The sequence below is a fragment of the Ruminococcus sp. XPD3002 genome, assembly GCA_900119535.1.
In the GTDB taxonomy this organism is placed as follows: domain Bacteria; phylum Bacillota; class Clostridia; order Oscillospirales; family Ruminococcaceae; genus Ruminococcus; species Ruminococcus flavefaciens_H.
In genome coordinates, this window is sequence record FPJT01000004.1 from 23,608 (window position 1) to 38,804 (window position 15,197).

The following is a 15,197-nucleotide window of genomic DNA, read 5'->3' on the forward strand; positions in this document are numbered from 1 at the left end:
TGTGTACACAAATCATGAATCCTTTCACTAATAAAACGAACCAAAAGAAGAAAAGGTCACTTTTTTTATAAAGCGAAAAGGCAGTCGGGGTAACCGACTGCCTTTCCAGGGAAAATTAGGGGATAATCAGAATGTGTGTGTATATCGTTAGTTAATTATTAGAAGTTTACACTGTCTTGTAAACTCTACCACCACTCAGTGTCTTGCCCTTTGCAGCAGCCATTTCTGAGATGGTAACTACCTGCCAGCCCTGTGACTTGATCCAAGGAAGAACTTCTTCCATAGCTGATGCTGTTGCATCATATGTCTCGTGGCAGAGAACTATTGCGCCATTACCCTGACCAGATGATACCCATCCCTTGATGTCGTTAACGATCTGATCCTTTGAATGACCATTCCAGTCCTGAGTATCAAACTGACAGCTGATAAGTGCAACATCGTTAAGAGTTGACTCTACTGTACCATTTGACTCGAGGAAAGGAAGTCTCATAAGCTTTGAAGGCTCTGCGCCGATTATATTCTTGAGCTTAGCGTGTGTATTATCAAATTCTGAACGGATCTGTGAAGCTCCGAGCTTTGGGAGATGTGGATGTGATGTTGTATGGTTAGCAATCTCCATGCCCTTGCTGTAAGCATACTTAACTTCGTTTTCGCCAGCACCAGCACCGATCCAGTCACCAACATAGAAGAATGTTGCATGGAATCCGCTCTTTGAAAGTGCATCAACGATTCTTGTACCGATTGCAGGCTTCTGACAACCATCATCGAAGCTGATAGCGATCATTGGCTTGCTTGGATCGATTGAAGTGTTACCAGTTGAAGGTGTAACTGAAGGTGTAGAAGCAGCTGTGATATTAACCTTACCGCCGCCTGTTGTAACCTTTGAAGCAGTACCCTTGTCGCCTGCGAATACATCGTCAACATAGATATCTGTTAAAGAAGTATCTGACTCGATGTAGAGGAGAAGGTTTGTAGCACCTGAAGGAATTGTGTATTCTGTGTTCTCAAGCTTTGTCCAAGTCTTGTCAGCAGCTGAAGCAGTAGCGATCTGATCGTACTGAGTCACGCCTGAAGCATCATCATACTGGAGAGACATCTTCATTGTCTCAGCTGAACCGCTGCCCTGAAGAACAGCTGCGCTGAAGCTGTATGTGCCGCCAGCCTTGAAATCGCTGCCGAGCTCATAGCCTAAACCCTGCCAAGCATCGCCTCTGTTGGAGATCTTGAGAGACTTGCTTCCGCTGTAGTAGTTATCTGAATCAGACTCAACAGTAACATCGCCTCTTGCTGCCCAGCCATCCTTACCGCTCTCGAATGAGCTTGAGATAGCCTTTACAGAACCTGTGTTTGCAGAAGCTGAGGAGTTATTGTTGTTTGTGTTGCTGCTTGCGTTGTTGTTGGTATTTGTGTTAGCAGTTGCATTTGCACTCCAGCTCTCAGGAAGCTTTGTGATAACCTTAGCATCATACTTCTGGATCGAGAGAGCGTCAGCAGCTGTTATACCATCGCCGCGGTTGTATACATCGCCGTTATTTATAGCCTTTTCAGTAAGTGGGAACTTCTGTGCATTAGCAACATACTGAAGGATTGCAAGAGCATCAGAAAGTCCAACGCTTCCGTCAAGTGTAACATCACCGAAGTCAGCATCAGCAGATACTGATGGGTTATTATTTGTGTTGTTTGGAGCACTTGTAGGTGTCTGAACTGGAGCGTTAGTAGGTGTCTGAGCTGGAGCGTTAGTAGGTGTCTGAACAACAGAAGAATTATTTGTCTTACCTATATCAGCAGGATCTACAAGGCCGATTACTGCATCATAAGCAGGCTTTGGCTTATAACCATCGCTGAAGAGCAGAGGATTCTGTGATTTACGCCAGCTTACAGGGTCCTGAGTTCCCCAGATTGTGAGTGCAGGAATCTTACCTGTCTTCTCAGAAGCATTCTTAGCAAGTGTAAAGATATCCTTATAGAGACTTGCCTGTGACTGGAAGTCAGAGCATGTGATATCAAGCTCAGTGATCTGAACGTCAAGTCCTGTGCTGAGGAACTTTTCAAGAGCAGCAGAATATGTGTTCTTGTCAGGATAGTTTGTAGCAAGGTGAGACTGCATACCGATACCATCGATGTTGCCCTCAGCCTTAACCTTTAATGCCATGTTGTAGATATCAGTTGTCTTAGCACCGATATACTCGTTATAGTCGTTGAGGTAGAGCTTGCAGTTCTTAGGAGCGTACTTTCTTGCATACTTGAATGCGTTCAGTACGAAGCTGTCATCACCGTAGATCTGTACCCAACGTGAACCCTGCTGGCCGTCCTGAGCTCTTGAAGGTCTCATTCCGCCGCCGTCGTTCTTGAAGAGCTCGTTACAAACATCATATGAATAGAGGTCGAGCTTTGGATACTGCTTAGCAATAGCCTCGAAAGTATTCTTTATGAAGCTCTCAAGTCTCTGATCCATAACCTGCTTAGAAACCCAGTTGCCGTTATCTGAGAAGTTCTCCTTGAAGAACCAGTCAGGAGTCTGGCTGTACCATACGAATGTATGACCTCTGAGGCTGATACCGTTCTCCTCACAGAACTTAAGAGTATTAGCTGCTCTGCTGAGGTTAACCTGTGTATTAACGTTATTACCCCTCTGCATAGAAGCCTGCTGATCGATGATTGCATCAGGCTTGAGCTCGTTCTCAGGAGTAATTGAGTTGTAGTTCTTCTTAAGGAATGAAGCGCCGCTGCCAAGCTCGCTAGGGCTTACAGAAGTACCGATCTTGAAGTACTTAGAGAAGTAATCCTTAAGTCCGGGATCGCTTGTATTGAAGTTTGTGCTTGCGCTGTTGTTTGTATTTGTATTTGGATTTGTATTTGGATTTGTATTTGGATTTGGATTTGGATTTGTTGCAGGTGTGCTTGAAGAAGCATTGCTGAGGTTTATAGATGACTTTGTACCGCTCTTAGCAGCCATAGCATCATCAATATAGAAATCAGATGTTCCGTCAGGAGCTTCTACGTAAAGAACGAGGTTTGTAGCGCCTGAAGGGATCTTGAATGAAGTATTCTCAAGCTTAACCCACTCGCCGCTTGCAGCCTTCACTGAAGCAACCTCATCATAGTTTTCTTCTCCGCCAAGGCTGTACTGGAGAGTCATCTTAAGAGTCTCAGAAGAACCGCTGTTCTGCATAGCTGCAACGCTGAAGCTGTATGAGTTGCCGCCAACGAAATCGCTGGAGTCGAGCTCAACCTGAGCGCCGTGCCATTTATCGCCTCTGCCTGTTACAGCAAGGCCCTTGCTTCCGCCAACGTGATTGCTTGAATCAGTAGCGATCTTAGTTCCTGTACCTCTTGCTACCCAGTCACCTGTGCTGCTCTCGAAGTCTGTCTTCCAGTATGAACCGTCAGAGTTCTTAGGCTCGTTAGGTGTTGCAGGTGTGCTTGGAGTTGTGCTTGGGTTTGTGGTCTGATTCGGGTTAGTTGAAGCATTCATTGTGAGCTTGTTCTTGTTAACCTTAGCGCTACCGTTTGACTGGTAACCCTCGATGTTAAGAGAAACTTCCCACAGTGTACCCATCTTAAGGCCAGCGCCCTCCCACTTCTTGAAGTGGTCAGAAACTGTGATTGTACCTGTAAGGTGTGTAGATGAGTAAGCCTTAGCCGGGTTAGTTGTATTAACGCTCCAGTACTGGTCGAATGTCTCAGTACCGTGGATAGAAGGCTGGTTTACACGAGTTGATTTATAGATATTATATGTGCTGCCGTCGGAAGAGAATGTTCCGAGACCGCCGCCCTGCTGTCCGGGTGGTCTCCAAGTACCCCAAGCCTGTACGATGTAGTACTCAACTGTAGGATCTTCTGTCCAACCGTAGATACACATATATGAGTTTCCGTCTGGTTTGTAGTCAACATCATAGTCAACTGTGATTGTGCCATAAGTAGAATAAGGCTTCTTGTCTGTAAGCTTTCTACCTGTACGTCCAAGGAAGTTCTCAATGTTGCTCCATGAACAGCTGAAAGAACCGTTTGTACCGGGGTTGAAGCTTACCTGACCCTGTCCCCACTGATTCCACATCTCATAGTCGTAACCATCAGATGTCTTACCTTTATCCTGCTGGTCAGCAGCGAAAGCGGTAGTAGCGGGTACGCTCATAGCACACATAAGAGTAGCCATGAGACCAGCAAAGCCCTTCTTGAATCTGCTCTTTTTCATGTTAATCATTCCTCACTTTCATGCGGTTTATAATGATATACGTATTTTTTCTCACTGCAGAGGCACCGGAGCTTTTCTCCATGTGTCCCTCCCTCTTGCAGCTTCTGTAATCATTTTATTACTTTTCTATGAACTATTCAAGTCAATTTTTGCTAACAACAAATATTCAATAGTCATTTTTTGCTGTTTTCCTGTTGAATATTGCTTCTTTTTGTTCAATATGCCAACATCTGGTTTTTGGCTATATATCGCGGTTTGCAGCCTCTACATTTTGTAATATCAACTCTGAATTTTACAAAACTTTATATTCTGCACAAATATTAAAGGCTGCGGCGTAGTTAAACGCAGCAGCCTTTGGTCATCTTAAAAGACTATATCGAATTACTCGTTCTCGGTACCGCACTTCTCACAGAATTTAGCTCCTTCAGCAAGCTCTGCGCCGCAGTTTGAACATACCTTTTTCTCAGCAGGTGCCTCAGCTTTCTCTGCCTCTTCAGCAACTGTCTCTGCAGGTACTTCGATCTCAACCTTAGTTCCGCACTTTGCACAGAACTTAGCGTTTTTATCAACTGAAGCACCGCAGCCCTTACATGTGATCTTATCTTCAAGATCGAACAGCTCTGCATTAAGAGCTTCTATCTTAGCCTTGCTGTCAGCAATAGCTGTAAAGAAGTCCATGAATCCCTCTGCTTCGGGATTTTCAGCTGCGAACTTTTTACCGATCTCGACATAAGCGTCCTGAATAGCAGATTCAGCCTGAGTGATCTCCTTCTTTATACGAGCCTTCTCAGTCATTTTCTTATAACCATCAGAGCCGGTCTTAACGCCCTTTTCAACTGTATCGCCTACCTTATCGGCAAGGCCTTTTAATGAATCCATAAATCCCATGGGTCATTACCTCCATTCGGTTTTATTTTATGTCTATATTATACCACATATTTTTTTGTTAGTCAATAGGAAATAGCAATTTATCACAATAAATTCACAAAGCTCAGATATCTTCAAAGGTGAGCGCTCTTACCGCACGTACAGCTGCTTCCGAGAAGTCACTGCACACCGATGAATACAGAGTCATAAGGGGCGCATGCATGGATATATTGTCTCCCACGCCGCATGCCATGACTATTCCTGCTGTAGCGTCGATGTCGCCGTCCTTGACCGTTCTTCCTGCGCCCAGCATAAGCGAAGCCATGCCGATTTCCTCGCTGTTTACGGCAACTATCCTTACATCCCTTGAAGCTCTTATCTCGTGGCTGAACTTTGCCTGCGGAAGAAGTGAGACATCGTCGCAGATACTGCTGTCTCCGCCCTGCATAGCTATGGTACGGCGAAGCACGTCCAGTGCAGCACCCGAAGAAACCGCCTCCTCAGCCATTGCAGTACACTGTTCTATAGTGCCCTTGCCTGCAAGCTCCAGCATATTAGCCGCAAGGTCGATGCAGGTGTCATAAAGCGGACCTTTCACCTTTCCCTGAAGCAGTTCCACAGCTTCCCTTACTTCAAGAGCGTTGCCTATGTTGTTTCCCAGAGGACTGTCCATATCGGTGACTATAGCACGGCACTTCTTGCCTGCAGCACGTCCTACACGTTCCATAAGACGGGCAAGCTTTTCGGCATCCTCCTGAGTCTTCATGAACGCACCCGAACCGCATTTCACGTCCAGAAGCAGACAATCCGCATTCAGGGCAAGCTTCTTGCTCATGATACTTGCACAGATCAGCGGAATACTGTCAACCGCCGAAGTTGCATTCCTGAGAGCGTACATTTTCTTGTCCGCAGGACAGAGGTCACCGCTCTGAGAGATTATGGCAAATCCCGTAGTATTGACTATCTTCGCAAAATCCGCAAAAGGCAGTTCTGTACGGAAACCGCTGATGCTTTCAAGCTTGTCGATAGTTCCGCCTGTATGGCCAAGTCCTCTGCCTGACATTTTCGGCACCTTTATACCGCACGCCGCCGCAACAGGTCCTATAACAAGGCTTGTCTTGTCACCGACTCCGCCCGTACTGTGCTTGTCCACGGTAACGCCGTCGATGCAGCTGAGATCGAGTATGTCGCCGCTGTCACGCATAGCAAGGGTAAGGCTTACGGTCTCACGCTCGGTAAGTCCGTTCAGGCATACTGCCATAAGCCACGCCGCCATCTGATAATCAGCGGTTTCACCCGAAGTATAGCTGTTTACCAGCCATTTTATCTCCTCATCGGACAGTTCTTCTGATCGTTTGGTTTTACTGATAATATCAATTATATTCAAGTATCCCACCTCCTCATAATATATATTTTACCATATTATAACCAAAATTTCAATAGTTTCGGTGAAAAAAGTTTACAGAATTCTCAGCAGTACGATACACAGGTCAAAAGGTACACCCAGAAGCAGACTTCCGCACACGTTAAAGCAGTTCAGCGGCACCTCTCCGCCGAACACACCTCCGAAGTGCTCCAGCAGAAGAAGTCCTGCAAATCCCGTAACAGAGCCGAAAAGCGCACTGCGGACCTTCCTTTTTCTGCTATGATAGTAAAAAAGCATCACCGCCGCCGCAGCGCAGCACATAAGTACAAATAAACCGTTTGCCGTCATTTCACTTCTCCTTATAATAATATGTAGCCCAGTGCAAGGATGAGCTTCATGTCTCCGCCCTCACGAAGAAGTGCGAACATCAGCGCACCTATCAGAAGCTTATCCTTGTCTGTACCGCCAGACAGTATCTGCCTAAGCAGATCGCCGTGTTTTCCGCTGTTTTCCTGCGGTTTCACGGACACGGGAGGCGGCTCGGGCAGATCGGTCTGTCCGCCCTCCGAATAATGTGAGCTCACCGTACCTGCGGACATTCCGCCGTCCGAACGTTCATGTCTTCTTCCCTGATGACCGTATCCTGCCATATCATCGCCTCCCTTTGCCCGTCTCAGAGCAGTTCGTTCAGAAGTCCGCTCTCCTTCGCCAGATTCCACAGGGCAAGTATCTTCAGAAGCTTCACCGCCTTATCCACTCTGCCCTGTTTTTCCTCACTGAGATGCGGTTTAAGCGCCATAAGCAGTTCTGTGTTCCTGTCATTGCCCTTCAACGCTCCCGCCATGCCCGAAAGCTTCATTATCGCACTCAGATCAGGCATCCCGGTCTGTGGTGTACCGCTTTCGCCCTCTTCGGAAAGATCTCCGCTTGCCAGCATCTGTGCAAGCTCCGTAAGCTGTCTGACACTTTCCTCGTCCGACAGCAGATCGGTTATTTTATCCATGATCCCTTCATTTTCAGTCAAAAGATCACTCCCCCGAAAGCTTCTTGTAGAGCGCCTGTGCCTGCGGAGTGCTCATCAGTCTCTCAACGAGCTTGGGATCGTTCACCGCCTGACGGAATTTCGCCGCATCTTTGCCGTTCATTGCCGCAAGGGCATTATCGAACTTTCCCTCTTCAAGCTCTTTGCGGAGCTGTTCGGGCGGTACGCCTATTTTCTTGCTGACTACCGAGAGAAGTCCCGATATTTTCTGCGGATCAATACTGTTTTTGTTCATAATTCCTCCGTAAACTATTGATTTTTCTCCTCAGACCTGATATAATTATTTAACAGGCTATTAAAGTATATTATCCAAGGAGGTTCTGTATGCGTATAATCGTTATGTCCGACACTCACGGCAACTACCGCGCCCTGCAGTCAATAATCACCCGTAACGCTGATGCTGACTGGTTCATACACCTGGGCGACGGCGAACGCGACCTGGACCGCTTCATTCTTGCTAATCCCGAGTTTACCGAGAAAGTGATACACGTAAAGGGAAATTGCGACGAGAACAGTCTCAGTCCCGATTTCTTCGTTCTTCCTCTCCCTTTCGGACACCGTATATTCGCAGCCCACGGTCACAGATACTTCGTCCGTGATTCACTTCTCCGCATAAAACAGGCAGCAATTGACAACGAATGTGATATCGTCCTCTACGGACACACTCATGTCCGCTACAATAAGTACGAGGACGGCTTATACATCATGAACCCCGGAAGCGCTTCCGCACCCTATGACAGCACAAAGCCTTCATTCGGACATATCGACATATCGGAAGCAGGTGTTGTTACCAACATTGCCGATGTATAACATATTATATTCAATACCGCACAAATTGTTACAGGAGGAGTCATTATGGCATATAATCCGGATTTCGATAAATACCGCAAACAACTTAAAATGACCGAACACATATACAAGGTCTGTTTTTATATCGTTGTTTTCTACATCATAATCGATATAATAAATTTTGGTTCCAGTTTCATGTTTTCATCCTCAGATATGGCTATTGCTGCTGTTTTCTCAGGATTATTGATTCCGGGAGCATATGTCGGAATGACACTGTACTCCCTTAAGGGTAAAAAGAATATCCTGCTGCTTATCGCTCCTGTTTTCACAGGTGCAGCTGCTCTCATAGGCGGATCATTGAGCACCGGTATTGTGAACGGATTTTTCACGTTCATAAATTTAGTCGTTGCGATAGTTCTGATACTCACTAACAAGCTCTACAATGCACTCAGCGAAAAAGAGGGATTCCCCTATTTTTCCGAGCTTATCGAGCACAACAAGGAAGAGAAGAAAAAATTCGAGGAGAACCATTTCGAGAAGCGCTATCAGGAGATAATACAGAACTCATCAAAGGACATGCTCGAACTCCCTGCTGAGATCCCCGTATCTACAGACCTCGGCGGAAAATCTGAAACAATGGATGAAATATAACACTATCGGCGGAGAAGTTCCGCCGATTTTTCTTTACAAAATCACTATTTACACTTGTATTTATTTATGGTATAATAATATTCGGACTGTCCTGACAGTAAATTTAACGAAAGAAGTTTTCTGATAAATGGTTTTTTCAAGACTGTTTTTTATATATTTTTTCCTGCCGCTGTGTCTTCTTGCATATTCACTTGCAAGGGGAATTGACAGGAAAAACACCGTTCTTATAATATTTTCACTCGTATTTTATGCATGGGGCGAACCCGTTTACGTACTGCTGATGATACTCAGTGCAGCAGTGAACTACGCAGCCGCCCTTGTTATACACCACAGCAGAGGCAACGGCAGGGATCGTTCCGCAGTTGCCGCCGCAGTCATTTTCGACCTTCTTATGCTGGGAGTCTTCAAATACAGCGGATTCATCGCAGAAAATATCAATCTGCTGCTCCACACCTCCCTGAACGTCCCCCATATAAGGCTTCCCATAGGCATAAGCTTTTACACCTTCCAGACCATTTCCTACGTTATCGACGTATACTGGGAAAAGGTGGATGCACAGTTCAGCTTCAAGAAATTCCTGCTGTACGTGTGTCTCTTCCCTCAGCTTATAGCGGGACCTATAGTGCGCTACAGTGACATAGAGGCGGAGATAAACGAAAGAAGCGCCGACCTCAGCGATATTTCCTACGGTCTTAACAGGTTCGTGCTGGGACTTGCAAAAAAGGTGCTTATCGCCAATCAGCTTAGCATCGTTGCCGATAATCTTCTCGGCGGAAGCGGTATCTCACTTATGGGAGCATGGCTCGGTGCGGCAGTATACGGACTTCAGATCTATTTCGACTTCTCAGGCTATTCGGATATGGCGATCGGCATGGGCAGAGTTTTCGGATTCCACTTCAACGAGAACTTCCGTCACCCCTTTGTCTGCAAGGACATCACCGAATTCTGGCAGCGCTGGCACATCTCACTCAGCACCTTTTTCCGTGATTACCTCCTTTACATCCCTATTTTCGGCAAGCGCAGAAAGTACGGCGGACTCTTCCTCGTATGGCTCTGTACAGGCATCTGGCACGGTGCAAGCTGGAACTACATAATCTGGGGACTCTATTACGGACTCTTCGTATTCATGGAGATGCAGATAGGCAAAAAGCGCATGAAAAGCATCAGCACTCCCATACGCCATATCTACAGCAAACTTGTTATAATCATCGGATTCGGTATTTTCTACTTTGAGGACCTCGGAAAACTCGGCAGATTCTTCAAGGCTCTCATAGGGCTCGGCGGAAGCGGTGTGATCTCTGCCTCCGACAAGCTCACCTTCTTTAATAATGTATGGCTGATAATCGCAGCTGTTGCACTGACCTTCCCGATAATCAGCACAGTAAAGAAGTACACCGAGAAAAACGAGATCGCAGTTTACGTAACTTCAGGAGTAACCGTATTCCTGTCTGCTGCGCTTCTTGTACTGACAAGCATAATGCTTGTGGATGCAACTACCAACCCATTCCTTTATTTCAGATTCTGAGGTAAATGTTATGAATGACAAAACTAAAAGAATAATCAGGAACTCGATATCACTGGCAAATATAATCGCTGTAGTCTGGCTGCTGGGAACAGGCATGGGGTACCTTATCTTCGGCAAAAAGGATAAGATATCCACAGAGGAGAACCGCACCCTTGCAAAATTCCCCCACTTTACCCTAAGCAGCTATCTCAGCGGCGAATACACCGAAGCACTGGCTCATTACTTCGATGACAACGTCCCCAAGCGCAGGGAGTACAAGGACCTTATCGCCAAGAAATTCATTCCGCTAAAGGGAATAGAGTACGGCAGCGACAACATAACGATATACGGTTCCGCACCCGAAAAGCCCGAGGAAAAGCAGGAGTCTGCAACAGAAGCTCCCACTGAGGAAGTGACAGAAGCTCCCGAAAACACCGTCGAGGAAGCCGAGGCAACAGAAGCTCCGCAGCCCGAACCGGAACCGCAGGAGGTCAACAATGATGACGGTGAGCTGACCAATAACATCGTTGTTGCCAATAACCGCGGAATCATGCTCTACGGCGGCGGCTGGGGAAGAGAGCTTGAATATGCTGACTATGTAAGCGAATACAAGCGTCAGCTCGGTGACGGAGTAAAGGTCTGGTCAATGGTAATACCTACAGCCTGCTCATTCTACATGCCCGATAAGTTCAAGGAGCTTTCCGCAGACGAAAAGACCGACCTTGATACTATCAGGGATGCCCTTGTGGATGTCGGCAGCATCGATGCCTATTCCGCACTCGCAGAGCACAAGGACGAGCATATCTACTCCCGTACAGACCACCACTGGCAGCAGATCGGCGCTTACTACGCAGGAAGAGAGTTTGCAAAGGCTGCTGGTGTGCCTTACCCCGAACTGGACACATACGAAAGAGTGATCCTCAGCGGCTATGTAGGCACTCTTTACGGCTATACACAGAGCGCTTCACTCATTGACAATCCCGAGGATTTCGTTTACTATAAGCCAACGACGGAAATGACTGTAACTCGCTATAACACTTCATTCGGTGATCCATCGGTGCAGCCTCTGCTGAACGATCCGATAAATATGGCTTCATCCAGCTATTACCTTGTTTTCGGCGGAGACGAGGCTATCACCCACGTTGAGACTGACTGCAAAAACGCAAGGACTCTCGTTATCTTCAAGGACAGCTACGGAAACGCACTTATGCCGCTCCTTACAAGCTCCTTCGAGAACATATACCTCTGCGATATACGATATTTCGACCTTAACGCCATAAAATTCATTAAGGATGTCGGCGCTACAGACGTACTTTTTACTATGTGTACCTTCTCCGCTATGGGAGATAACCATTACTGCATATATAATAACATGTATAAGTGAGTGATCCAATGAAAGAGCTTGAATTTCCATTCGACAGCAGATATATAATGCGTCACAGACGAGGCATAAAGAAGCAGCTCCTTGCAGACGGCAGCGAACGTATAAAAGTCAGGATAGCCGTTCTGGGAGGCTCCACCACAAATGATATAGTTTCGGCTATGGAGCTTTTCCTGCTGGATTCGGGCATCGAGCCCGCCTTCTGGCAGTCCGAGTACAACAGATTCTACGAGGACGCCGTTTTCGGCAATGAATCTCTTGAAAGCTTCCACCCCGACGTGATATACATACACACTACCTCATGCAACCTGAAATATATTCCCGACGATCCGAACGAGACCGAGGACGATATAAAACAGCGCCTTGAAATGCAGACAAGTATACTGAAACAGGTCTGGACAAGTCTTGCAAAGAACTTCGGCGTTCCGATAATTCAGAACAACTTCGAGCTACCGCTGTACCGTCATACAGGCAGCTATGACCGCTGGGGAATTACGGGACGTTCGGCATTCATCGACCGCATGAACCTTGCCGTATCGGAATACGCAAGGAACTGCCACGGATTCTATGTTAACGACATCAACTACCTCTCCGCAGCAGTGGGACTGGAAAAATGGCACGATCCAGACAGCTGGTTCCTCTATAAATACGCCATGAACATCGATGCGATACCCGATCTGGCTTACAGTACGGTCTGCATCATCCGCTCCCTCTACGGAAAAAACAAAAAAGCCGTCGCTCTCGACCTTGATAACACCCTCTGGGGCGGAGTCATCGGAGATGACGGTCAGGAGGGCATCGAGATAGGCGAGGAAACAGCCGAGGGCGAGTCCTATTCAATGCTCCAGAACTGGCTCAGGACCTACAAAAAGTACGGCATACTCCTTACGGTATGCTCCAAAAACGATGCAGAGAACGCACTTCTCGGACTGGAACACCCCAGCGGTATACTCCGTCCCGACGATTTTGCTTCCATAAAAGCCAACTGGCAGCCTAAAAGCGAGAACATCGAAGCCTCCGCTGCGGAGCTGGGACTGCTCCCCGAAAGCTTCATTTTTGTGGACGATAACCCTGCCGAATGCGATATAGTATCATCACAGCTCCCGTCAGTAAGAACGATAGAGGCATCGTCCGTCAAGGACACCTTGTACCGTCTCAGCCGCAGCAGCTGGTTTGAAGTTACGGACCTCTCGGGAGACGATCTTGTAAGAAACGAAATGTACGCTGCAAATGCAAAGCGTCAGGCAATGCAGAAGCAGTTCACCAACTATACGGACTATCTGCTCAGTCTCGACATGCATGCAGAGATAGCCGACTTCACACCTGTTTTCCTGCCGAGGATAACCCAGCTCACCAACAAGAGCAACCAGTTCAACCTCACTACACGCCGATATACCTCCAAGGAAATGGAGGACATAAGCCGCTCTTCCGACAGGATAAGGCTCTGCGGAAGCCTTACGGACAAATTCGGCGATAACGGCATAGTATCGGTGATTATCGGCAGATGTGAAAAGGAAACTCTCCACGTTGAACTTTGGCTCATGAGCTGCCGTGTACTGAAAAGGGATATGGAATATGCTATGCTGGACGAACTTGTACACCAGTGCATACGCCGCGGCATAAGCAGGATAATGGGTTACTACTACAAGACCGAAAAAAACAGCATGGTCGCAGAGCTTTACGGCGATCTCGGGTTCACTCTGCTGAACAAGTCCGAGAACGGAAGCTCTGTCTGGAACCTTGATCTTGACACCTACGAAAATAAAAATAAAGTCATCAAGGTAAACGAAAAGGAGAAAATATATGAATGACCAGGACATAATAACACGACTCAACAGCGTATTCAGGGACGTTTTTGACGATGATTCCCTGTCAGTCAGCGAAAATACCACTTCCGCCGATATCGAGGACTGGGACAGCATAGAACATATCAACCTTATCTCCGCTGTCGAGGACGAGTTCTCAATGCAGTTCAGGATGCGTGAGGTATCGGGAATGAAAAACGTGGGAGAGATGATAGCGATCATAAAAGAAAGAGGTAAGCAATGACTAAAGTCAGGAACAAAAAGCGCCGTATCATTATAGTCCTGACTGCATTTGCTATAATAGTCCTGCTGGAAACATGGGGATATGCACTTGAAACGGTGAACTATACCGTAAGCTCATCAAAGGTAAGCAGTCCCGTAAGGATAGTTTTTATCTCTGATCTCCATAACGGCTTTTACGGCGGTAAAGACCAATCGGGTATATGGGACGAGATACAGGAACAGGATCCCGATATAGTGCTTTTCGGAGGCGACCTCATAGATATGTACGGCGGCTTTGACAACTCTCTTAAGCTCGCCGGACTCGTAAAGGCAAAATATCCCTGCGCCTACACTCCCGGGAACCACGAGATGATGCGTTCGGACCGTCAGGACTTCTACGATCAGCTTGATGCGCTTGGCGTTCCCCGACTTGAAGGCAGCTGCACCGAATTCACGGTAAACGATCAGAAAATCCGTATCTGCGGAATTATCGACACTATAGAGTACGGAAAAAACGGAACTCAGCTTGAAAACTGCTGCGAACTGCTTGCTGAGGACTGCTATAACGTCCTCCTTTCGCACCAGCCGGAACAGACAGATGCCTGTATCGATGCCGCAAAGGAAGTGCCATTCGACCTTATACTCTCGGGACACGCTCACGGCGGACAGTGGGAGATACCATTCATTCTCGAACAGGGGCTGTACGCTCCCGACCAGGGAATATTCCCCGAAAGAACAAAGGGAATGTATGAATACGGTGATACCGTGCATATAATCAGCAAAGGACTCGCACGTCCCCTGAGAATGATATTCATTCCACGTATATTCAACCGTCCCGAGCTTACTGTCATCGATATTGAAGCGGCGGCAGAAGATTTTACAAGCAGCATTGAAATCCCCACTGAATAGGACATCATTCTCCTTTTTATCTTATATGGACGTGTTAAAAACCAGCGATAAAAAATAAGGCACTAATAAGCGGGGTGCAGGGAGCCGCTCGCTCCCTGCCGGAGTCCAGAGGCAGAGCCTTTGGCAGGTGCAGGGCAGAGCCCTGCGATACTAAGCGCTCAGCAAAGGGTGAATTTCAAAACAGTCCTGTGGACTGTTTTGAAAGAGGGAACGCCCTGCAAGAGAGGGCGTTCCCTTCTGACTCTACAGAAAGATCATCCTACGAACTGAATTCAAACCTAAGTAAATGTCTTTGCCTTGCCAACATAAAATAATACTTGTTTTTTCTGAAAAGGCATGATATAATATATAATGTATTTTTATGCGGACTTGCAGCCTCTCACCCGATAATTTACGGTTTCAGGCTGTTTTCACGTCCGCTCACACCAGTTTTACAAACCGATACAAGGAGCGGGGAAGCTTCCCC

At 47.0% G+C, this 15,197-nt stretch carries 14 protein-coding genes; 7 read left to right on the forward strand and 7 right to left on the reverse strand.

The window, feature by feature from the left end; all coding sequences use genetic code 11:
* Window positions 1-166 precede the first annotated feature (166 nt).
* From BT127_RS04490 to BT127_RS04520, 7 genes are all read right to left on the reverse strand, one after another.
* Window positions 167-4,195, reverse strand: coding sequence for an endo-1,4-beta-xylanase (locus BT127_RS04490; protein WP_175541911.1), 4,029 nt, complete (start codon window positions 4,193-4,195; stop codon window positions 167-169).
* A gap of 381 nt (window positions 4,196-4,576) precedes the next feature.
* Window positions 4,577-5,083 (reverse strand): zinc ribbon domain-containing protein, encoded by a 507-nt coding sequence (locus tag BT127_RS17050; protein ID WP_075423832.1) that lies wholly within the window; start codon window positions 5,081-5,083, stop codon window positions 4,577-4,579.
* A gap of 103 nt (window positions 5,084-5,186) precedes the next feature.
* Entirely contained in the window at window positions 5,187-6,449 is a 1,263-nt protein-coding gene (locus tag BT127_RS04500) for a thymidine phosphorylase (protein WP_075423833.1), read from the reverse strand.
* A gap of 72 nt (window positions 6,450-6,521) precedes the next feature.
* Window positions 6,522-6,776, reverse strand: a complete 255-nt coding sequence (locus BT127_RS04505) for a pro-sigmaK processing inhibitor BofA family protein (protein WP_075423834.1) — start codon at window positions 6,774-6,776, stop codon at window positions 6,522-6,524.
* Between the two features lie 11 nt (window positions 6,777-6,787).
* The gene (locus BT127_RS04510) at window positions 6,788-7,078 is read right to left on the reverse strand and encodes a hypothetical protein (RefSeq protein WP_075423835.1); all 291 of its coding nucleotides are present in this window, start codon (window positions 7,076-7,078) and stop codon (window positions 6,788-6,790) included.
* Between the two features lie 23 nt (window positions 7,079-7,101).
* Complete coding sequence (locus BT127_RS04515) at window positions 7,102-7,452, reverse strand: hypothetical protein (RefSeq protein WP_318257148.1); 351 nt, start codon at window positions 7,450-7,452, stop codon at window positions 7,102-7,104.
* A 4-nt stretch (window positions 7,453-7,456) separates the two neighbouring features.
* The gene (locus BT127_RS04520; protein ID WP_075423836.1) at window positions 7,457-7,705 is read right to left on the reverse strand and encodes a hypothetical protein; all 249 of its coding nucleotides are present in this window, start codon (window positions 7,703-7,705) and stop codon (window positions 7,457-7,459) included.
* 89 nt (window positions 7,706-7,794) lie between these two features.
* Here BT127_RS04520 and BT127_RS04525 point away from each other — a divergent pair, with 89 nt between their 5' ends.
* From BT127_RS04525 to BT127_RS04555, 7 genes are all read left to right on the forward strand, one after another.
* Window positions 7,795-8,280 carry a metallophosphoesterase family protein gene (locus BT127_RS04525; protein ID WP_075423837.1) on the forward strand — a complete coding sequence of 162 codons (486 nt, stop codon included), beginning with the start codon at window positions 7,795-7,797 and terminating at the stop codon, window positions 8,278-8,280.
* Window positions 8,281-8,325: 45 nt separating this feature from the next.
* Window positions 8,326-8,910, forward strand: coding sequence for a hypothetical protein (locus tag BT127_RS04530; RefSeq protein ID WP_075423838.1), 585 nt, complete (start codon window positions 8,326-8,328; stop codon window positions 8,908-8,910).
* A gap of 127 nt (window positions 8,911-9,037) precedes the next feature.
* Window positions 9,038-10,435, forward strand: a complete 1,398-nt coding sequence (locus tag BT127_RS04535) for an MBOAT family O-acyltransferase (protein WP_075423839.1) — start codon at window positions 9,038-9,040, stop codon at window positions 10,433-10,435.
* A gap of 10 nt (window positions 10,436-10,445) precedes the next feature.
* Window positions 10,446-11,798: a DHHW family protein gene (locus BT127_RS04540; RefSeq protein WP_075423840.1), complete on the forward strand. Its 1,353-nt coding sequence runs from the start codon at window positions 10,446-10,448 to the stop codon at window positions 11,796-11,798.
* 8 nt (window positions 11,799-11,806) lie between these two features.
* The gene (locus BT127_RS04545; protein ID WP_075423841.1) at window positions 11,807-13,606 is read left to right on the forward strand and encodes an HAD-IIIC family phosphatase; all 1,800 of its coding nucleotides are present in this window, start codon (window positions 11,807-11,809) and stop codon (window positions 13,604-13,606) included.
* Entirely contained in the window at window positions 13,599-13,844 is a 246-nt protein-coding gene (locus BT127_RS04550) for an acyl carrier protein (protein ID WP_075423842.1), read from the forward strand. The genes BT127_RS04545 and BT127_RS04550 overlap by 8 nt, the downstream gene beginning before the upstream one ends.
* Window positions 13,841-14,731: a metallophosphoesterase gene (locus tag BT127_RS04555; protein ID WP_082334896.1), complete on the forward strand. Its 891-nt coding sequence runs from the start codon at window positions 13,841-13,843 to the stop codon at window positions 14,729-14,731. The genes BT127_RS04550 and BT127_RS04555 overlap by 4 nt, the downstream gene beginning before the upstream one ends.
* Window positions 14,732-15,197: the final 466 nt, after the last annotated feature.